Annotated in this window: 18 protein-coding genes, 1 pseudogene and 1 riboswitch; of the genes and pseudogenes, 12 read left to right on the forward strand and 7 right to left on the reverse strand. The window is 62.6% G+C overall.

What is annotated here, in order from left to right; genetic code table 11:
* Nucleotides 1-19: 19 nt before the first annotated feature.
* From ASH04_RS25840 to dapA, 4 genes are all read right to left on the reverse strand, one after another.
* Nucleotides 20-820 carry a HugZ family pyridoxamine 5'-phosphate oxidase gene (locus ASH04_RS25840; RefSeq protein ID WP_032366230.1) on the reverse strand — a complete coding sequence of 267 codons (801 nt, stop codon included), beginning with the start codon at nt 818-820 and terminating at the stop codon, nt 20-22.
* 98 nt (nt 821-918) lie between these two features.
* The gene (locus ASH04_RS25845) at nt 919-1,479 is read right to left on the reverse strand and encodes an isochorismatase family protein (protein ID WP_057474959.1); all 561 of its coding nucleotides are present in this window, start codon (nt 1,477-1,479) and stop codon (nt 919-921) included.
* Between the two features lie 32 nt (nt 1,480-1,511).
* Complete coding sequence (locus tag ASH04_RS25850; RefSeq protein ID WP_057474960.1) at nt 1,512-3,893, reverse strand: ATP-binding cassette domain-containing protein; 2,382 nt, start codon at nt 3,891-3,893, stop codon at nt 1,512-1,514.
* Nucleotides 3,894-3,914: 21 nt separating this feature from the next.
* The gene (dapA, locus tag ASH04_RS25855; RefSeq protein WP_156394669.1) at nt 3,915-4,898 is read right to left on the reverse strand and encodes a 4-hydroxy-tetrahydrodipicolinate synthase; all 984 of its coding nucleotides are present in this window, start codon (nt 4,896-4,898) and stop codon (nt 3,915-3,917) included.
* A gap of 73 nt (nt 4,899-4,971) precedes the next feature.
* Here dapA and ASH04_RS25860 point away from each other — a divergent pair, with 73 nt between their 5' ends.
* Nucleotides 4,972-5,892: a LysR family transcriptional regulator gene (locus ASH04_RS25860; RefSeq protein ID WP_057474990.1), complete on the forward strand. Its 921-nt coding sequence runs from the start codon at nt 4,972-4,974 to the stop codon at nt 5,890-5,892.
* Here ASH04_RS25860 and helR read toward each other — a convergent pair.
* Complete coding sequence (gene helR, locus ASH04_RS25865) at nt 5,848-8,010, reverse strand: RNA polymerase recycling motor ATPase HelR (protein ID WP_057474961.1); 2,163 nt, start codon at nt 8,008-8,010, stop codon at nt 5,848-5,850. The genes ASH04_RS25860 and helR overlap by 45 nt on opposite strands.
* 94 nt (nt 8,011-8,104) lie before the next feature.
* On the opposite strand from helR, the gene ASH04_RS25870 reads away from it, so the two are divergent.
* The gene (locus tag ASH04_RS25870) at nt 8,105-8,629 is read left to right on the forward strand and encodes a hypothetical protein (protein ID WP_156394670.1); all 525 of its coding nucleotides are present in this window, start codon (nt 8,105-8,107) and stop codon (nt 8,627-8,629) included.
* Here ASH04_RS25870 and ASH04_RS25875 read toward each other — a convergent pair.
* Together ASH04_RS25875 and ASH04_RS25880 are read right to left on the reverse strand one after the other, a co-directional pair.
* Nucleotides 8,587-8,994, reverse strand: a complete 408-nt coding sequence (locus tag ASH04_RS25875) for a hypothetical protein (protein ID WP_057474991.1) — start codon at nt 8,992-8,994, stop codon at nt 8,587-8,589. The two genes, ASH04_RS25870 and ASH04_RS25875, sit on opposite strands and share 43 nt — an antisense overlap.
* Nucleotides 8,995-9,211: 217 nt before the next feature.
* Complete coding sequence (locus ASH04_RS25880; RefSeq protein ID WP_082519435.1) at nt 9,212-10,480, reverse strand: putative bifunctional diguanylate cyclase/phosphodiesterase; 1,269 nt, start codon at nt 10,478-10,480, stop codon at nt 9,212-9,214.
* Between ASH04_RS25880 and ASH04_RS25885 the strand changes: the two are divergent.
* The 10 genes and pseudogenes from ASH04_RS25885 to ASH04_RS25930 form a co-directional block, all read left to right on the forward strand.
* Nucleotides 10,362-10,871: pseudogene (locus tag ASH04_RS25885) on the forward strand (hypothetical protein); the annotation flags it as partial. The gene ASH04_RS25880 and the pseudogene ASH04_RS25885 sit on opposite strands and share 119 nt — an antisense overlap.
* A gap of 227 nt (nt 10,872-11,098) precedes the next feature.
* A riboswitch (ZMP/ZTP riboswitch) is annotated at nt 11,099-11,186 on the forward strand.
* A 15-nt stretch (nt 11,187-11,201) separates the two neighbouring features.
* Nucleotides 11,202-12,419 carry a benzoate/H(+) symporter BenE family transporter gene (locus tag ASH04_RS25890; RefSeq protein ID WP_057474964.1) on the forward strand — a complete coding sequence of 406 codons (1,218 nt, stop codon included), beginning with the start codon at nt 11,202-11,204 and terminating at the stop codon, nt 12,417-12,419.
* 113 nt (nt 12,420-12,532) lie between these two features.
* Nucleotides 12,533-12,877, forward strand: a complete 345-nt coding sequence (locus ASH04_RS25895) for a nuclear transport factor 2 family protein (RefSeq protein WP_027497126.1) — start codon at nt 12,533-12,535, stop codon at nt 12,875-12,877.
* Entirely contained in the window at nt 12,874-13,713 is an 840-nt protein-coding gene (locus tag ASH04_RS25900; protein WP_057474965.1) for an SDR family NAD(P)-dependent oxidoreductase, read from the forward strand. Before ASH04_RS25895 ends, ASH04_RS25900 begins: the two co-directional genes overlap by 4 nt.
* Before the next feature lie 139 nt (nt 13,714-13,852).
* Nucleotides 13,853-14,299 (forward strand): VOC family protein, encoded by a 447-nt coding sequence (locus ASH04_RS25905; protein WP_057474966.1) that lies wholly within the window; start codon nt 13,853-13,855, stop codon nt 14,297-14,299.
* Nucleotides 14,300-14,502: 203 nt separating this feature from the next.
* Nucleotides 14,503-15,618 carry a hypothetical protein gene (locus ASH04_RS25910; RefSeq protein ID WP_156394671.1) on the forward strand — a complete coding sequence of 372 codons (1,116 nt, stop codon included), beginning with the start codon at nt 14,503-14,505 and terminating at the stop codon, nt 15,616-15,618.
* A 288-nt stretch (nt 15,619-15,906) separates the two neighbouring features.
* The gene (locus ASH04_RS26745; protein ID WP_156394672.1) at nt 15,907-16,110 is read left to right on the forward strand and encodes a hypothetical protein; all 204 of its coding nucleotides are present in this window, start codon (nt 15,907-15,909) and stop codon (nt 16,108-16,110) included.
* A gap of 351 nt (nt 16,111-16,461) precedes the next feature.
* Nucleotides 16,462-16,845, forward strand: a complete 384-nt coding sequence (locus ASH04_RS25920) for an SdpI family protein (RefSeq protein WP_162247568.1) — start codon at nt 16,462-16,464, stop codon at nt 16,843-16,845.
* A gap of 328 nt (nt 16,846-17,173) precedes the next feature.
* The gene (locus ASH04_RS25925; RefSeq protein ID WP_162247569.1) at nt 17,174-17,851 is read left to right on the forward strand and encodes an N-acyl homoserine lactonase family protein; all 678 of its coding nucleotides are present in this window, start codon (nt 17,174-17,176) and stop codon (nt 17,849-17,851) included.
* Nucleotides 17,852-18,031: 180 nt separating this feature from the next.
* Entirely contained in the window at nt 18,032-19,123 is a 1,092-nt protein-coding gene (locus ASH04_RS25930; protein WP_082519437.1) for a DUF4238 domain-containing protein, read from the forward strand.
* The last annotated feature ends 28 nt before the right edge of the window (nt 19,124-19,151 follow it).

The raw sequence follows: 19,151 nt of genomic DNA on the forward strand, positions 1-19,151 counted from the left end.
GCTTTCACTGTCACGAGGACTACGGGGCGGTCGCCGACCTTCTGGCCAGTTCCACCGTTGCAGCGCGCAGCTCGTCCGCGGAATCGATGGGCTCGGAGTAACCGACTCTGGTGTAGGCCACACCGCGCGGTGTGTGGACGTTCAGATCGAGGCCGTATCGATCTGCGGCTGTACACGTCGCCGAGGTCGCGTCCGGGTAGCCCCCCAGCTGACGGGCCATCGCCAACAGTGACGTCGCATGGTCCGCGTTGAGGTGCTCGACGGCGTAGGCCGAGGACGGAGACACGGGATCCGGGGACGCCTCGGAGTACGCGTCGGCCGTCGCCGAATCCATTCGGCCGTACCCGCCGACCCATCGCACCCGATGCACTCGCATGACCCAAAGCGTGAAGTCGCTGTAATCCACGTAGTACTTGGCGGCCGGCACCGCGTCGAGATGCGCTTGTCGTGCGGCAGTGAGCTCGGCTCCTGCCGGTCGCTCGACCACCCCGGCCAGCGTGATGCGGCCCGAGGCCAGCGGGTCCGTCTGTGACTGGGGTGCAACGATCGACAGACTCGCTCGTGGATCACCGTCGAGATTTCGACCATGCTCCGCCATCCGCGACACGCACAGCACGGGTGCTCCGTCGAGCAAGCCGTATGTCACGAACGACGCCCATGGATCGCCGTCGGCGGTCAGGCTGGCCAGCGTCGCGATATTGGTGGACGCAGCGATCGTGCGCGCCTCCTCGGCCGCCGACGGACGACGGTCCGCGACCACCGGAGACAGGGGAGGGGGAACGGACGGGGCGTCGCCGGGATCGCCGTGATCGAGTGCCATGGGCGGCAGTCTACGTTCGTCCCGGAACGAGATGGTGTGCGTGCGTGACCGGGTTGCCGTCAGCACGAGTCGAACAGAGCAACAATAGGAGCGTCAGGCTAGCGGCCGGCGAACGCGACGTCCTCGGTGGCGACGGCCGATGCGGTTCGACCGGGTGCGGTCTGGTTGTCCCAGTACATGTTCGTGTGCGCGATGACCTGCTGCGCTGTAGGCAGGGCGGGGTCCGGCAGGTTCTCCGTCGTGTGGGCGTCGCTGACCAAGGTCACGTCGTACCCACGAATCAGAGCTCCGTGCAGAGTCGATCGCACACAGAAGTCCGTTTGCGCGCCGGCAACCACCACGTGCCCTACTTCGGCATCGGCGAGCACCTCCTCCAAGGACGTGCCCTCGAAGGCGTCTCCATGCTTCTTGTGCACCAAGGCGTCTCCGGCTTCGACCGGAAGTTCCTCCACAAGTTGCCAGCCTGGGCTGCCGGACACGAGCTCGTGGTCCGAGGAATGCTGAACCCAGATCACCGGTGTGTCGGTCTTTCGCGCTCGTGAGACCAGTCGCACCATGTTGTCGACGACGCGAGTGCGATCGTGGGCGGCGGCCATGACGTCGTTCTGGACGTCGACGATCAACAGCGCAGTTGCAGGGCGGTCGGGCAGGGTCGTCACGTCGTCTCCATCGAGTGTTCGGTTCTGGTCAGCTATCCGACGTACGCGGCCAGGTGCTTCGCGGTCAGGGTGGATCCGTCCGCCACCAGATCTGCGGGGGTGCCCTCGAACACCACGAGGCCGCCGTCGTGCCCGGCTCCTGGGCCGAGGTCGATGATCCAGTCGGCGTGGGCCATGACGGCCTGATGGTGCTCGATGACGATCACCGACTTACCCGAATCGACCAGGCGGTCGAGCAACCCGAGCAGTTTGTCCACATCGGCGAGGTGTAGCCCGGTGGTCGGCTCGTCGAGTACGTACACCCCACCCTTCTCGGCCATGTGTGTCGCGAGCTTGAGTCGTTGCCGTTCGCCGCCCGAGAGAGTCGTCAGCGGCTGGCCGATCTTCAGGTAGCCGAGTCCGACGTCATTCAGCCGTTGCAGAATCTTTTGTGCTGCAGGCAGTTTCGCCGGTCCGTCGGAGAAGAAATCCTCGGCCTCGGCCACCGACATGGACAGCACCTCGTCGATGTTTCGGCCGCCGAAATGGTACTCGAGTACCGAAGCTTGAAACCGTTTGCCCTCGCACACCTCACACGTCGTAGCAACGCCGGCCATCATGGCGAGGTCGCTGTAGATGACTCCCGCCCCATTGCACGTCGGGCAGGCACCCTCCGAATTGGAGCTGAACAGAGCGGGTTTGACCGCATTCTCCTTCGCGAAGGCTTTGCGGATGGGTTCGAGCAGACCCGTGTAGGTCGCGGGGTTGCTTCGCCTCGATCCGCGGATGGCACCTTGATCGACCGAGACCACATCGTCGGTGCCCGAAAGCGACCCGTGAATCAGCGAGCTCTTACCGGAGCCCGCCACTCCGGTGACAACGACCAGCACGCCGAGTGGAACGTCGACGTCCACGTCTCGCAGATTGTGCGAATCCGCCCCTCGAATCTCGAGCACCTCCGAGAACTCGCGAACCGAATCCTTGAGACTCGCGCGGTCGTCGAAATGGCGGCCGGTGACCGTATCGCTCTGCCTCAGTTGGTCGACGGTGCCCTCGAAGCAGACGTGCCCACCCGCACTGCCGGCACCGGGCCCCAGGTCGACGACATGGTCGGCGATGGCGATCGTTTCCGGCTTGTGCTCCACGACGAGAACGGTGTTTCCCTTGTCCCGCAACTGCAGAAGAAGGTTGTTCATCCGTTCGATGTCGTGGGGGTGAAGACCCGTCGTCGGCTCGTCGAACACGTAGGTGACGTCGGTCAACGACGAGCCGAGATGTCGAATCATCTTCGTGCGCTGCGCTTCTCCGCCCGACAGTGTGCCCGACGGCCGATTCAGGCTCAGGTAGCCGAGGCCGATCTCCACGAACGAGTCCAGGGTCTCGCTCAGCGTCGTCAGCAGCGGTGCGACCGACGGTTCCTTCAGGCCTGCGACCCACGTGGCCAGATCGCTGATCTGCATCGAGCAGGCGTCGGCGATGTTGATGCCCTTGATCTTCGACGATCGTGCACCCTCGTTGAGCCGCGTTCCGTCGCATTCGGGACACGTGGTGAACGTGATCGCACGCTCCACGAACGCCCGGATATGCGGCTGCATCGCGTCGACGTCCTTAGAGAGGAACGACTTCTGGATCTGAGGGATCAGGCCCGAATAGGTCAGATTGATGCCCTCGACCTTGATCTTCGTGGGCTCTCGATACAGCAGATCGTCGAGCTCTTTCTTCGTGTATTTCGCGATGGGTTTGTCGGGGTCGAAGTAACCGCAGCCGCGAAAGATTCTGCCGTACCAGCCTTCCATGCTGTAGCCGGGAATCGTGATGGCGCTCTCGTTGAGGGACTTGCTCGCGTCGTACAGGGCATTCAAGTCGAAGTCGCTGATCGAGCCGCGTCCCTCGCAGCGCGGGCACATTCCACCGGTGACGGAGAAGGACTTCTTTTCGGTGGTCTGACGACCTCCCTTGTCCACCTTGTAAGCACCTGCACCGGAGACCGATGCCACGTTGAACGAAAAAGCCTGTGCAGAGCCGATATAAGGCTTCCCCACTCTGCTGAATAGAATGCGAAGCATGGCATAGGCGTCGGTGGCGGTTCCGACGGTGGAGTGGGGATTGGCACCCATTCGCTGTTGATCGACGATGATGGCCGTCGTGAGCCCGTCCATCACATCGACGTCGGGCCGCGCGAGAGTCGGCATGAAGCCCTGAACGAAGGCGCTGTAGGTCTCGTTGATCATGCGCTGGGATTCGGCCGCGATGGTGCTGAAGACGAGGGAGCTCTTTCCGGACCCGGAGACACCGGTGAACACCGTGAGGCGTCGCTTGGGAAGTTCGACGCTGATGTCGGCGAGATTGTTCTGCCGCGCGCCCTGTACTCGAATCAGATCGTGACTGTCGGCGGCGTGCGCTGCCGATTTCTGCGTGACCTTGGTCGTCGCCATGCTCGCGGTGTCTCCTGATCGTCACGGCAACCGAAACCGAGAAGGTCGATTGCACCGAGGTATGTGTGCGATCACGGTAGTCGTATCGGAACGCGCATGCTTCTCGATTCCTGTCACCGCCAACGCGTGGGTCAGACGCTGCAGATCTGCGGCGGACGATTCGAGCAACGGTCGCCGCACCGTGGCGTCGACCAGCACACCGATGGCGACCAAGGCCGCCTTGGCCATGATCGCTCCCTGGGTGGTGCGCATGACGGCCTCGACGAGAGGTAGCAGCGATCGCTGTACCGCGTTCGCGCGAGTCAGATCTCCGGCACGGACCGCGTCGAAGAGGTCGGCGTAGCGGTCGGCGACGACATTGCCGACCACACTCACCGAACCCGTTGCACCGCAGCACAGATAGGGCAGGGTCAATTCGTCGATACCGCAGTAATAGGCCAGGTCGGTTTCAGCCATGACGTTCATCGCCTCGTACAGGTCGCCTTTCGCGTCCTTGACCGCCGTGATCGAGGTATGCCGCGAGAGGTCGACCAGGGTCGACGCGTCGATCGGCACACCGGTCCGAGCCGGCACGTCGTACACCATGACCGGGAGCGCTCCGGCGTCGGCGATGGCAACGATGTGATCGGCGATGCCGGCCTGCGTGGGGCGCGAATAGTAGGGGGCGGTGACGAGCAACGCGTCGGCCCCTGCATCGGCGGCACGTCGCGCCGACTCGATCCCGGCGGAGGTGTCGTTGGTGCCGACACCCGCGATCACGCGCAGGGCGTGGCCCGAGAATTCGCGCGTCGCCGTGATCAGATCGGCCTGCTCACGCGGCGTGAGAGTCGGTGCCTCCCCGGTGGTGCCGGCGACAACGACGCCGTCGCAACCGGTCGCGAGCAAGTGGGCCAGCAAGGCGTCGGTGCCGGTGCGGCTCACCTGCCCATCGGCGTTCATCGGTGTGCACATGGCAACCAGGTTGGTGCCGAACGTCGACGTGGCCGAAGAAGTGGACATGTTCATCGTCCGAGTGTGAGCCCACATGATCGTCTCGGTCCAGCGATGTAATTTCGGCAGTATTGCGTACCGTTACTTCATGATCGATGTCAATGCACTCCACGCGCTGCGTGCAGTTGCCGCCCTGGGCACGCTGACGAAAGCGGCCGACGAGCTCGGCTACACCGCGTCGGCCGTCTCCCAGCAGATCAAACGGCTCGAACGCCAGGTCGGAACGCCGGTACTTGCGCAGGCGGGCAGAGGTGTTGTCCTCACGCCGGCCGGACGGGCAATGGTCGAATCTGCGGACGAGGTGTTCCACGCTCTCGAGCGGTGTCTGGAGTCGGCGAGATCGGCAGACGAGGGTGCCGCGCGCGGGGTGGTACGAGTGGTCGGATTCTCCACTGCGATCCGCGGTCTGCTCGCCCCTGCACTCGCGACCCTGAGCGCTCGCCATCCCGACCTCACCGTGCAGATCGGGGAGGAGGACCCGGATAAGGCGCTGCACAGTGTGCATTCGGGGGCAGCCGACCTGGCGCTGGTGCACGACGCCGACGGAGTTCCCGCAGTGGCTCCCCGCTCGATCGTTCGGCGATCCATTCACACCGACCACGGCGATGTCGTCATGAATCGAACCCACCCCCTCGCCGCAGGGAAGTCGCCCCTGACACCGGCAGGCCTCGCGACGTACCCGTGGGTGACGAGCCCGGCGGGCACGTTGTGCCACCAGTGGTTTCGTCGACTGTTCGCGGACACGTCGAGCGAGATCGACGTTCGGCACCTCGTCGACGACTTCTCCACTCAGCTTTCCCTGGTGGAGGCAGACGATGTGCTGGCACTGATTCCCCGTCTCGCAAGACCGCCTCTCGGCCCGGCGCTCGTGGCGGTCCCGCTGGCGCGCGCCCCCAAGCGAGAAGTGCATGCCGCGTGGAGGCGCAGCGCCGATGCGAGTCCGGCGATCCACGCCGTGCTGGATCTACTCGATTCGCTCGCGCTGCGACGAGGTCAAGATGACGAGTAGACCTGTGGCTCGTGTCATCGCCACATATGTGTCGACAGCACCTGCGACGCCGGAGCCGAACAAATCCGGGTCGATCAGAACGACCAGATCGAATTCCAGACCTTTGGCGAGCTGCGGTGTCAGCGAGCTGATTCGATCGGACTGCGGAAAAGTAGGATCACCGATCACGCATGCGGTTCCGCCGGTCGTCGAACCGAGCCAATCGGCGAGAACCGTCGAAAGCGATGCGACGTCACCGTATTCGACCGGCACGCCGGTACTGCGTATCGACGTGGGAACGTTGGCGTCGGGCAGCGCGGCCCGGACCACCGGCTCGGCCACGTCCATAATTTCCTGCGGCGTCCGGTAATTCACGCCGAGAGCGGCGACGGTCACCTCGTCGATACCTACTCGTTCGAGCCGATCCGGCCACGTCTCGGTAAAGCCCCGACGAGACTGCGCTCGGTCTCCGACGATGGTGAAACTCCCAGCAGGGCATCGCCGAATCACCATCTGCCACTGCGCATCGGTCAACTCCTGAGCCTCGTCGATCACGATGTGCGCGAAGGGACCCGCCAGCGGATCCGTCGGATGGTCCTCGAAGCCGGACGAATCGACGAGTGCATCCCGAATTATCTCCTGACGGAATTGCGCGGCCATCATCTCGTCGTCGTCGACCGCCATCAACTCGTCGACGACACTGTCCATTCGCGAGCGTTCGATCGCAGCAGCCAGTGATCGGCGTCGTTGTCGTAGAGCATGTTTCGGATCGCCGAGTCGCGCCCGTGCCGCGTCGAGCAGCGGTAGGTCGGCCACAGTCCAGCGTGTCGCATCAGCGCGTCGAAGTGCTCGAATGTCGTCCGCGTCGAGCCAGGGTGCGCATGTGCGCAGGTATGCCGGAACGGTCCACAAGTCCGCGACGAGGTCTGCGGCATCGACGATCGTCCACGAGCGTTCCAGGACGTCACGCAGATCCTCGTTCAACTGCAGCGACTGCCGAAATTCTTCGCGGGATCCCTGTGCGGCACAGCGATCGGTCACGATGGTCGTCAGTAGGTCCCAGATCAGCTCGCGAGCCTCGTTGTGCGGCGTACCGGGATCTGGCGCACCGAATGCCTCCACCCAGTCGTTCGGCGTCAATACAAATGTTCCCCAGTCTGTTTCGACTGTGACGTCGTGGGTCGGTGGTTGTTCGTAGAAGGCAACAGCCGCCTCGATGACGGCGTCGACGTCGAGGTCTTCCTTGAGCCGCGCCGCAACAGGATCGGTGTCGTCGAGCGCATGTGTTCCCTCTGCGACGAGGTCGCGCAGGGTGCATGTTTGTACTCCCTCCTCGCCGAGACTGGGGAGTACGCCCGAGACGTACGCGAGGTAGGGCTGATGCGGACCGATGAACAGTACTCCGCCGCGGTTGTGTCCTATCCGTGAGTCTGCGTACAGCAGGTACGCGGTGCGGTGAAGGGCAACAACAGTTTTCCCGGTTCCCGGTCCGCCGTCGACCACCAGTGCCCCGTGCGCATCGGCTCGAATGATCGCATCTTGATCCGCCTGGATCGTGCCCAGTACGTCACGCATCCGAGGTGAGCGCTCGGCACCCAGACTGGCGATGAACGCGGACTGATCGTCCAGCGCGGCGTTGTCGTCCAGAGACGTGGGATCGAACACTTCGTCCCAGTAGTCGGTGATGCTGCCGTTCGTCCACCGATAGCGGCGACGGCTTTTCAGCCCCATCGGGTTGGCATGGGTTGCACCGAAGAACGGCTCGGCAGCGGGGGAGCGCCAGTCGACGAGCAGTTGCTCGCCCGCATCGCCGAGCAAGCCGGTACGCCCCACGTACACCGGTTGGTCCGAGTCGATGGGGACGAACCTCCCCAGACACAGATCGGCACCGTAACGACGCAGTTGGCGCAGTCGCCCGTTCAATCGGTGAATCTCGAAATCACGTTCCATCACCTCCTGCCCCATCCGCCCGGATGACTTCTGGATGGCGTTCAATCGAGCGATCGTGTTGGAACGTGACTTCTCGATGCTGGCGGTGATTGCCGAAAAGTGCTGTCGGTCATGACCGATGAGCGTGGGTTGGCGCTTCGGTGCGAGCCTGTCGGGGAGGTCGAAGACATGAGGCGGCACTGATTTCACGGGACTCCGATCCGATGGTGCGGGTGTGCAGCGAGCCATTCTGAACCCTCGACGGGGTCTTGCCGCAAGACCCCGGGTGAGCTATACATTGAAAGTGGAAAGAGAGCGAATCTTCTTCTCCGCATCACGCCGCAGACGCCCGTTGCGTGTTCTGCGTGGATTACTTCCCTTGATCGGCACGGGCGTATTGGCCGGCGGAGCCGTTCAGCTCGGTTTTGTGACCGGCGTACGGGTCGACGGTCACGGCGGTGAGGTCGGCGCTGCTGTCGCTCTGATCGGCGTGACATGTTGCGTAGCGCTTCTCGCGTGGGGTTGGACCGGATTGTGTGCGTCCCCGAAGGCGCTCGCGGCGGCCATCTCGACCGGGGTCCTGGCGTTCCTCACCACGGCGCTGACCATTTCCTTCGTGGCAACGCCCTACGACGCGATCGTGTGCGGACACTCATCGGACTTCTGCGGACTGGGAGTGCTTCAGGTGGTTCCGACTGTCGGGGCGGTAGCGCCATGGACCGTCGCCGGAATTCCCGGCCTACTTCTCGTACTCACGGATCGGCGTGCACGACGCGTAACAAACGATCAGACGGTCAGCCCACCACCGCGGTGGAGCTCGAGTCGGTAGATGACGCCGCCGAACAGGGTTCGTTGTACTGCTTCGTCGGCGAAGTAGCTGTCGATGTGCAGGGGTTCGAGATTGGGGTGCGCTTCGAGGTGTTCACGAATGACCGGTACGACAACATCGGGCGTGAGCACGAATCGCTCACCACCGAGGTCGGTGATGCTCGCTCGGCCGCAGCCGTCCCAATCGTGGACGTTGGACCAGTGGCGGATTCCGCAGCCCTCGATCGCTTCGATCAACAGTCGCTGCGCGTAGGGCAGCACGATGGTGCAGTTCGCGCGCACCGCCGCAAGGCCCTGCCGATACGTGACTCCGTGAGCCGCGGCGTAAGCCCGAGCTGCGTGCTTTTCGACGTGGTTCCTGGTCATGAGAGTTCCAATCGCATTGTGCACCAGCCCCGCGCGCCGTTGCACCGGTCGGAAATCATGAACACGGCGTGACGTAACTGAACGTTCTTCATCGCAGATCCGGGCGGACCTTGCCCCTGAAGCGCTGTCGGAGGCGGCGCGGGTGCCTTCTGCAGCTGGGGTGGCTATGCGAGTAGCTCTGATTCGGCACGCTATCACGAAGCGAAGTGACGGGGGTTCACTCAGAAGAGAGCAGCAGATCGGTGATTGCTGCGGCGCTCATCGGACGTCCGAGCAGGAATCCCTGAGCTACGTCGCATCCTGTTGCGGCGAGTGCTTCGAGTTGTTCTTCGGTTTCGACGCCTTCGCCGACGACTGTGACGTCGAACGCGCGGGCGAGTGCAACGATCGCCGAGATTATTGCCCTGGCGCGGACGGCGGGCAACCGGGCCACGTATGACTTGTCGATCTTGAAGCTCTCGAACATCGGGTACCGGTCCAGATACGACATGGAACTGTGCCCTTTGCCCATATCGTCGAGGAGCAAGGACACGCCCATTGCGTGCAGCGCCGCAACGGTATTCGCCACTCGTTCGGTGTCTGCGACCCACACTGTTTCGGTCACTTCCAGACCCAATGCGTTCGGTGGTAGGCCGGTGTCAGCCAGGACAGTGGCGACCTGCGCCGGAAACTCGTGGTCTCGCAGTTGGAGCGCACTGACATTGACGCGCACCACGACGTCGGAGAATGCGCGCCACCGCACTGCGTCGCTGCACGCGACGCGGAGCGCCCATGCGCCCAATGGTGTTGCGAGACCTGTTCTTTCGGCGACTGCGACGAATTCGGTCGGCTCGACAGGCCCTAGATCATGATGATTCCAGCGGGCGAGCGCCTCGACTGCAACGACCTCACGCGTCGAGATGTCCACCAGAGGTTGGTATGCCATGGTGAGTTCGTTCGAGCTCAATGCCGCGCGCAGGTCGACCGACAGCGATCTGATCCGGTCGGCGTCGTACAGGTCTCCCGGGTCGAAAACTGCATGGCCACCGGTTCCGCTGTCCTTGGCGCGGTACATTGCCAGATCTGCCCGGTGAATCAGCTCATGCCTTGTCGAATTCGAGTCGGAGACAGCGACACCGATGCTGGCACTGAGGGGGATGGGGACGTCCTCGGCAGCGAATGATTTCGCGATGGTGCGGGCGATGTGTCGCGCGATCTCCTCCGCTCGTTCCACAGTGCGCACCCCTTCGCAGATGATCAGGAATTCGTCCCCGCCGAGACGAGCAATGGTGTCGGTCGCGCTCGTTGCGGACACCAGTCGCTCCACGAATTTCACCAGCGCCCTGTCTCCGGCGTCGTGGCCCAGGCTGTCGTTGATGATTTTGAAGTCGAAAGTGCTGGTCGGAGCGTTTGCCACCGGAGCGTTCGCGCTGGCTACCAGCACGATTTGGTTGTTCGCCGACACAATGGGCCCATGGCGAATGTGCGCGGCGACGATTCTCTCCATTGCGGCGATGGTTCTGTGGCTGATTCTCGATCACGAATTGTGGGAGCGGCCGAAATCACCCGAAGAGCGAGACAGATCTGTGCTGTACAACGCAGCGACAGCCGTGACGTTGGTGATCGGCGTTGTCGTCCTCCACATAGCCCTGTTCTGCATGCTGCTGGGGACCGCGTGTCTCACACTTCCTCCGGGACTGCTGTCCAGCACCCTCGGACACGCGGTCGGCTTTTCCGATTACCTCAGTCTCGCTTGGCTACTCGCGTCCATTGCGACCATCGGTGGGGCGCTCGGTTCGGGCCTCGAAGACGATCGCGCAGTCACCGAAGCCGCATACGGTGTGCGGCAGAGGCAACGGATCGAAGAGACGCAGGCACGCTCGAACGACCCGGAATGACACTGCGACCGATAGAATCGTGGCCTGCCCTCTTCGACGGCGGCACGGATTTCGTCGGCCGACCATCGAGGACTGCCCGGGTTCGCAACGCGCACAGTCTTTTCGATACCGGGCGAAAGCATCAATGGCACCCAAGATGGTTCGGGTGGTGCGCGTCGGGTTGCTCCATGGGATGAAGCGGTCACGGTTGTTCCGGTACCGATGGTCCGTAGTTTCGGTCTACCCTGTGGTCGGGCCGTGACTGGCGCTGTGGATGGATCACCATCGGGAAGCGGCCTCGTCTGTTGACGTCTGCCGCGCGCCTGGGCTCCCACCGAGCCGAGGAGAACCATGAGCCACACCCCACCGCGTGATACCGCCGATTCTGATGCACGTAAGACGGGTGGACTGGCGCCACCGATCACGGCAGGCGTGGTCTCGGCCTTGGTCGGGTTCACCAGTTCGTTCGTGATAGTCCTGAGCGGCCTGACAGCGGTAGGAGCGAACCACGAGCAGGCCGCCAGCGGCCTGCTCGCTGTCACCGTCGTCATGGGTCTGGCCTGCATCGTCCTTTCCTGGCAGACTCGGCTGCCGATCACCGCCGCCTGGTCCACCCCCGGCGCGGCCCTGCTCGCGACCACCGGCACCGTCGATGGCGGTTGGCCCGCCGCGGTGGGGGCGTTCCTTGTCACGGGGGTGCTGATCGTCCTCACCGGTTTGGTACCCCAGCTCGCGGCGCTGGTCACCCGCATACCCAGCTCGCTTGCCCAAGCCATGCTCGGCGGGGTCCTCCTGCAGCTCTGTCTCGGCCCGGTCACCGGGTTGGCTGTGAACCCGATCGCTGTCGCCCCCGTTGTCCTGACTTGGCTTGTTGCACTTCGGTTCTCGCCCCGTTGGGCCGCGCCCCTCGCCTTTCTTGCCGCCGCAGTCGTCATCGGGATCACGGTGGCGGCCGGCGAAACCACGGTCGGCCCGGCGGACCTCGTACCTCGGGTCCATTTGACTTCGCCGACGTTCACCGTCGCGGGTGTCGTCGGGATCGCGCTTCCGCTGTACCTCGTGACCATGGCTTCACAGAACGTCCCGGGTGTAGCGGTCATGGCCGGTCTCGGCTACCAGGTTCCGTGGCGGCGATCGATGCTCGTGACCGGCGCAGGCACCCTGCTCGGCGCGACCGCCGGCGGGCATGCGATCAACCTGGCTGCAATCAGCGCCGCCCTGGCTGCCGGGCCGGACGCGGGTGTGGACCGCACTCGCCGATGGATTGCAAGTCTGACTGCGGGAATCGTCCTGATGTTGCTCGGCGTGGCGTCGGCGTCGTTCGGCACACTCGTTGCACTCGCCCCCGTCGGAGTCATTGCCGCGGTCGCCGGACTCGCACTACTCGGGACACTCGCCGCGTCGTTGACCGCCGCGTTCGCTGATCCCGTAGAGCGAATCCCTGTCGTCATCACTTTTGTGACCGCCGCGTCCGGCACAGTCATCGTCGGTGTCAGCGCTGCCTTCTGGGCGCTCCTGGCCGGGCTGGCTGCACGCTTGCTGCTGGCCATGCCACGGTCCGCCGCTTGACGTCCTCGGTAACAGCGTCAGTCGACGGGGAGCCGGGGCGAGTGCCGGGCACAGATACCGGTGTGCCGATTCGGTATTGACCTTCCCCCTGGGGGAGGCATCACCGTGGTGTCATGACCACAGAATGGGATGGACTCCCGGACAACGTGAAGAAGTTCATGACCGCACTCGATGTCCGACAGGGCGCTCGCGCGATCACCGTGTTCACCGCAGATGCCGTCGTGACCGACGAGGGCCACGACCACTCGGGCCGAGACGAGATCGAGGCCTGGCTGACCGCCTCGGTCAATGAGAGTGAGTACACCTACACATCGGAGTTCACGGGAGCGACCGCGACCGGCACGACCGTCGACGTCACGCAGCACCTGGAAGGCAATTTTCCCGGGGGAGTCGCCGACCTGCACTACCGTTTCACTCTGGACGGCGCGCTGATCAACCGGTTGGTGATCGAGCCATGAGCAAGCGATGGTTCATCACCGGTGGCACCCCAGGCGGCTTCGGCATGGCGTACGCCGAGGTGGCGCTGGAGGCGGGGGAGCGCGTGGTACTCACGGCGCGGCGTCCAGGGGAACTGGCGTCGTGGGCCGATCAGTACGGTGACCGCGTTCTCGTCGTGCCTGTGGATGTCACGGACGCGGCACAGGTACTGCAGGCGGTACGAACGGCCGAAGAGCATTTCGGCGGTATCGACGTGCTGGTCAACAACGCCGGTCGCGGCTGGTACGGATCGATCGAGGGAATGAACGAAGCCTCGATCCGGGCAATGTTCGAGCTGAATTTCTTTGCAGTACTGTCCGTTACGCGAGCCGTGCTACCAGGAATGCGTACTCGCAGAAGTGGGTGGATCGTCAACGTATCCTCAGTGGCCGGACTTCTGGCGGCGGCCGGATTCGGCTACTACAGCGCTACGAAATACGCGATCGAAGCCGTCACCGACGCTCTGCGCCAGGAGGTTGCCGAGCACGGCATCTCCGTGTTGGCGGTCGAACCAGGGGCTTTCCGCACCAACGCCTACGCTGGATTCGCCGACGAGCCTGTTGCAGAGGCGATTCCGGACTACCACGACATGCTGGAACAGGTTCGTGCCGATTTCGTCGACATGAACGGGGTGCAGCCGGGCGATCCGTACCGTGGTGCCCGTGCGGTGATCGAAGCGATCGCTCAGGACGCGCCGCCACGCCGGCTGATCCTGGGCAACAGCGGGTACGACGCCGTGATCGGTGCGCTGGAACAAAACTTGGGCGACATCCGGTCGAACGAAAGGCTGTCTCGGAGCGCAGATTTTCCGGAGTAACCCAGTTGGTGGAGCTCGCTGATTCCGCTGCGGCTGCACGAGGGGACCGGTGAGATCCAGCGGTTGATCGTCGGAGGCGGACTGATGAGAGCCGAACAGAAGCGTAATTCGTGAAACATGCCAGGCGTAGGCTCCTGGCATGTCGTTCAGAATCCTTCGCTCCGACCACGTCGGCTTCGCCGTCGGTTCCCTCGATGACGCCCTTCGATTCTGGATCGATTGTCTCGGCGCGGTCCTCGAACGCACCGGTGAGATGGGTGGAGAGTTTCTGGGAGAGGTCACCGGAGCGCACGGGGCCACAGTCCGGATGGCGGTGGTATCCGTTGCGGGTCAGACGATCGAACTGCTGGAATATCGCAACGTCCAGGGAGAGCAGGGATCCTCTCGACCCCACGATCCTGGTTTCGCGCATCTTGCCTTCGAGGTCGACAACATCGACGCGGTCCTGACGCGAATCGCGGACTTCGGGTGGACGGCGCAGGGAACTCCTCAACCTATTGCCGGCGGGGCAAAGGTGGGCACCCGCGTGATGTACGCGGTGGGTCCACACGGAGAGACGATCGAATTCATGGAGCCGCCGCAGTGACAACCGATTACCAAGGAAGTCAGGTTCCGCACAAGGTTTGGAATCCGGCGCTGAAGTTCTCGCGCGCAGTTCAAGCGTAGCTCGACCGGTCGTCCCGTCGATCGAACGTTCAGGACAGTACCGGTAACCCTGCATATCAGAACTGGTCGTATTGCTTCGCAACCCGCAAGCCGATGCGCGAAGCCGACGCTAGGGTCGTCTCCGTGCCCGGAGATACTGAACCTGTTCTGCACACCTCGGGAATAGTCGAGGTCGACCATGATCAATTCGTGGTCTCGAACGACGACACGGACACTCTCGACGTGCAGGCGAAAGGCACGTTGATCGAGGTTGGTCCGGGATTTCTGTCCACGTACACGGGCGTGTCCTATGGTCCTGCTCGCGTAACTGTGCAGGTGTGGCAGGCAGAGCCCGCCGCCGAGTACGACAACTGGGAAGTAGTCGAACAATCGGTCATCACCGCGTCGGCCGCAATCGAAGTGCGATCACTAGACGGGCGTCCTTCGGACGGCGTGGGGCGAATCCCCGCTGGGACCTATCGTGTTCGAGCACACGCACGTGGCCGCGATACGTCGATCTCGCAGGAGGTGACAGAACCGGTAGAGGACTACCTGTTCCAATTCTGGCCCACACAGCTCGATGACCTCGCCGAACCACCTGTGGTTGCGACGCTGAAGAAGACGGACAGGGCGTGGTCCGACGAGCAGCCGAATGACACCGAGCTGTGGCCTGACAGGTCGATGATCTATGCCCGTGACGAGAACGGTTTAACTCGAAAGGTCGACCCCGAGTCAGATCTCGGCCGCGCTGCCAGGGCGCTGAAGCTCGCTTATGGTGGTCGGCCGCTCGAGGGCAAGCTCACCGACCAAACGTATGCGAAGGCGCTGGCCTTCCTCGACCGACCCTTAGTCGACTGGCTCGCGGAACAAGGCGATGAGATGCTCGACGAGTTCAAGGCCTTCTGTGTCAGAACATGTTTCGCGGTGAGCGGGCTCGACAACTACCCTCGAGTCAACGAGTGGGCTGATCGGGCGATTGCGCAGCGCCGACTCCACGAGGACTACTTCGATCTGGCCGAACGCGTGAAGTGGGATCCGACCATTCCGAAACGGATCGTTCCCGGCGTACCGTCCAGGCGCGAGTCGCTACAGCAATACGAGGCAGTGAAGACACTGGCCGGATTCTACGAGCTGGTCCCTTTCGACTCGTTGCATCGCGCACTGGAGACCTACATGTGCGCCCTGGACACATTCGGCATGGACGGATACGAAGAGTTCATCGCGAAATTGAAGGACCGCTTCGAAATCTCGGATGAATGACGCCTCCACGATGACTCGAAGCCTACGCGGAGCCCGGACTAAACAGTGTCCGTGCGAAATATGCTGCGACACAGCATATGCAGACGACAGTAAACAAGCCGCCGCTACCATGAAAGTCGATAGCTGGAAGCTGAGGAGTGTCCAATGAGCAAATCCCACTGGGGCGCTGCTATTGCGGCCACAGCCGCAATAGCAGCGGTCGCGGGCGTAATCCTCGTGCAAGGTGACAGCACCCCAAGCTCAGACCAACAACCGGCGCAGACCTCGTCTACCGCCCCGGAGGCACACATGAATCAAGCCACTGACCCCGAAGATCCCTACATCGAGGATTCTGAAGGCCCAGGTAGCCCAAGCGAATGGCTCGAGGATGCCCGTGAGGGTCGAGATCCCAACGAGCAACCGCAACAACTGGACGGAGGGGTATCTTCCGAAGCGGGCTTCGACGAGGATGGTGCCGCAATTCTGAGATCCGAGGTCACTCCCGAGAAGTAGGAGCCGGTCTCCGATTTCAACGACGACCAGGCAGCACGTAACATCCCCACTCTGAACAGATTTCGTGCTTCAGCAAGAGATGCGTGCAGTCAGTTTTCCGGAGCTGGATGAATCATCAGATGTAACATGCAGAGGTTTGCCGGTATCCCTGCATATCACGACCGGTCGTAAGGCGGCCAGTGCAGATCCACTAGCTGGAGTACGCAGTCCACGGTCCTTAAATGCTTGCGATTAGAGTTGGTCCTGCGACTGGAACCCGCCGGCCAGGACACGCGCCTGCCGGTGGAGTACCCAATTCGCCGCCATGGACTAGACGTTGGTCTGTCGATCGCAGTCTGGATGGAGGACGAAGTGGAGACAGAATCTATTCGTGCTGTGGCCGCAGCGATGGCAGCGACATTGTTGGTGCTGTCGATAACCGTCTACGTGACGGCATTGGTGACAAAGGGTGATCAAGAGCCGAATTGGGTTATCGGTATTAAGACTCGTGCGACGAAGTCGAGCAAAGAAGCCTGGGTTGCGGGGCACCGTGCGGCGTACCCACTCATGATGGGCGGCGCGACGCACTGCGTGGTCTCCGCGGTACTGATAGCGGCGCTCCTGTTGATCGACCCATCACCTGGGACCGCGGTTCTCATACTCTCCGGTGCGCTAGCACTCGGGGCGGCCGTCATTCTTGCGATGAGTGGCCTCGAGGCTGATCGAGAGGCGAAAAAACATGTCCCAACCACCTAGATTCGCGCAGTGAGTCGAATCGTTGGTGCGTGGGTGTCGCCTGGTGTGATGGCATCGTTGAACCGCTGATAGGGGCAGGGCCGCTGATCATGATGAGGTCTCCGTCCTGTCCGACGCCGTAACGCCTGTTTGTCTGACCTGGCAGCGAGGACGACCGACAGCACCGAGTGCCCAAGTACCGAGTACCGCTCTAGATTCACGCATTTACTGGTAAGCGAAGGGATAAGGACAGATGTCCGTCTACACGGTTCGAGCGCTCCGGTATGCACGTGCGTATTCGACACGAGGCCGAAACTTTCTGCATCCAGATCCACGGCCCAGTGATCCGATGAATCTCGACTACTACATCTGGCTTCTGCAGTCCGAGAGCGAGACCGTCGTCATCGACACCGGGTTTGCTCCCTATCTTGCGGCATCACGGGACCGGGAGTACCTGGCGACGCCTCGCAGTCTTCTGGCAGCAGCAGGCGTCGACTCACACTCAGTGGAGAAGGTCGTGCTCAGCCACTTCCACTACGACCACGTCGGCTGCCTCGCCGACTTCCCTTCCGCAACGTTCTTTGCCCAGCAACGAGAGAAGGACTTCTGGTACGGCGACAATGCGCCGTCCGACGACAAGAAGCTGGTCGAAAACGCGGATCTCGAGATGCTCAACGAACTCGACCTAGCCGGCCGCATCAAGTGGTTCGACGGAAGCGGCACGGTGGCCCCTGGAGTCGAATGCCACCTCGTGGGCGGCCATACGCCCGGCACTCAGATCGTCAGCCTGGAAACTTGTGAGGGGACTGCGGTTCTGGCGACAGATGCGTCGCACTTCTACGAGAACTTTCAGAACCGTCAACTTTTCCGCTTCGTCCACTCGACCGAGGAGATGTTTGCGGGATACGAGCTCATGCGCGCCCTAGCTGACAATCCAGAACTGATTTTCCCCGGCCACGATCCCAATCTGCACGCGCGCGAATCTATCGCTGTCCCAGGCGGGGGAAGCATCCTCCACCTCCTTTGAGTATTGGTGCGAGCTTCCTCTGCTGGTAACGGCGTCGCCGGTTTCGCGCGGACCGTCTAAACTCGATTTTTTGACTGGACCTCGATGTCGGCCGCATCCTGCGACCAGACGTAAACTATTGCAGCGCAACGATACGCAGAGGCTTACTGGTAACCCTGCATATCAAGACTGGTCGTATTGATGAGACCTGCAATTCCAAAAGGTGAGGAGCGGCAGGTGTTTTTGCTTGAGTTTGAACATCGTTGGTTGGCACAGGACTTCGTCGAGGAGTCCAGACGACTGGGTGAGCTGGAGAAGACGAAAAACCAGCACTACGTACCGCAGCTGTATCTGCGCCGGTGGGCGGTCGATGGCCTCGTGCAAATGACTGTCGTAGACCGGCGGCAACCACCTCTGGTGCCGCAGCCTTCCAAGGAGATCGGGAAGCGGAGAAACCTCTACAGCTTGCCACCAGACGACAGCACGATGGGCCCGCCGTTGCGATGGATCGAGAAACACCTGTCTCGAATCGAGGGGGAGTCGGAACGGCACCTGGCGGAGCTTGAGCGACACGGTCTCGGTGTTGTGACCGACGTCGATCTCAAGCGAGATCTGTCGGTGTTCCTCGGCATTCAGATGACGCGCACTCCGAGCAACCGTGAGCGCGCTCTCGTTCTTGTCCAAGCTCCGGATCGAGCGAAGCGGCCGCTCTACCCCGGCATGTCGGACACGGAGTTTCAGGCAATGATCGACCGGACCGAGAAAGACCCTAAGCGCGAAGCGCTCAATCTGATGCTTCTCGATGTGCGCAACGTCGTTGCAGGCTCGCTGTTTCGGCGTGAATGGGCCGTTGTTGAGACCAATGGGCCACTGCTCACTTGCGATGACCCTGTGGTGCTCGTCGGTGGTGGCAACTTTCCTCGCGGCTTTGGTGGTGTCGCTTTTAGCTCCGTGGTGATGTATCCGCTCAACCCGACGCGGCTGTTGGTGATGTTCATGCTGCCTGGGCGGGGTTCACGCGGTGGGTACGTCCTCGACGAACGCGAGACGTACTCAGTGAACTTGGAGATTGCTGCCGCTTCACATGCCGTGGTGTTCGAGCGCCCCGGTGACGAACTTGCTGAGCAGTTCCAGGTGCCGCCCCGCGCTCCGGTTGGTTACGACGCCGGCTTGTTGTCCCAACTCGACGATCATGCTGCGATGGTGATGATGCTGCGGGGTGCTAGTCCGCAGAGTAGGTGGGCAGGTCTACCTGATCCCCCGGAGTGGGCCGTACCGCGGTGGCACTCCTGACCTTTCGGCACACCTGCCCCTCCGCGAC

It is taken from the genome of Rhodococcus sp. Leaf233 (genome assembly GCF_001426165.1).
Lineage (GTDB): Bacteria > Actinomycetota > Actinomycetes > Mycobacteriales > Mycobacteriaceae > Rhodococcoides > Rhodococcoides fascians.

Coding starts and splice junctions, on each gene's coding strand:
- ASH04_RS25840 (WP_032366230.1), bottom strand. CDS start 820: ATGGCACTCGATCACGGCGATCCCGGCGACGCCCCGTCCGTTCCCCCT.
- ASH04_RS25850 (WP_057474960.1), bottom strand. CDS start 3,893: ATGGCGACGACCAAGGTCACGCAGAAATCGGCAGCGCACGCCGCCGAC.
- dapA (WP_156394669.1), bottom strand. CDS start 4,898: ATGAACATGTCCACTTCTTCGGCCACGTCGACGTTCGGCACCAACCTG.
- ASH04_RS25860 (WP_057474990.1), top strand. CDS start 4,972: ATGATCGATGTCAATGCACTCCACGCGCTGCGTGCAGTTGCCGCCCTG.
- ASH04_RS25875 (WP_057474991.1), bottom strand. CDS start 8,994: ATGACCAGGAACCACGTCGAAAAGCACGCAGCTCGGGCTTACGCCGCG.
- ASH04_RS25880 (WP_082519435.1), bottom strand. CDS start 10,480: ATGGAGAGAATCGTCGCCGCGCACATTCGCCATGGGCCCATTGTGTCG.
- ASH04_RS25890 (WP_057474964.1), top strand. CDS start 11,202: ATGAGCCACACCCCACCGCGTGATACCGCCGATTCTGATGCACGTAAG.
- ASH04_RS25895 (WP_027497126.1), top strand. CDS start 12,533: ATGACCACAGAATGGGATGGACTCCCGGACAACGTGAAGAAGTTCATG.
- ASH04_RS25900 (WP_057474965.1), top strand. CDS start 12,874: ATGAGCAAGCGATGGTTCATCACCGGTGGCACCCCAGGCGGCTTCGGC.
- ASH04_RS25905 (WP_057474966.1), top strand. CDS start 13,853: ATGTCGTTCAGAATCCTTCGCTCCGACCACGTCGGCTTCGCCGTCGGT.
- ASH04_RS26745 (WP_156394672.1), top strand. CDS start 15,907: ATGAATCAAGCCACTGACCCCGAAGATCCCTACATCGAGGATTCTGAA.
- ASH04_RS25925 (WP_162247569.1), top strand. CDS start 17,174: ATGAATCTCGACTACTACATCTGGCTTCTGCAGTCCGAGAGCGAGACC.
- ASH04_RS25930 (WP_082519437.1), top strand. CDS start 18,032: ATGAGACCTGCAATTCCAAAAGGTGAGGAGCGGCAGGTGTTTTTGCTT.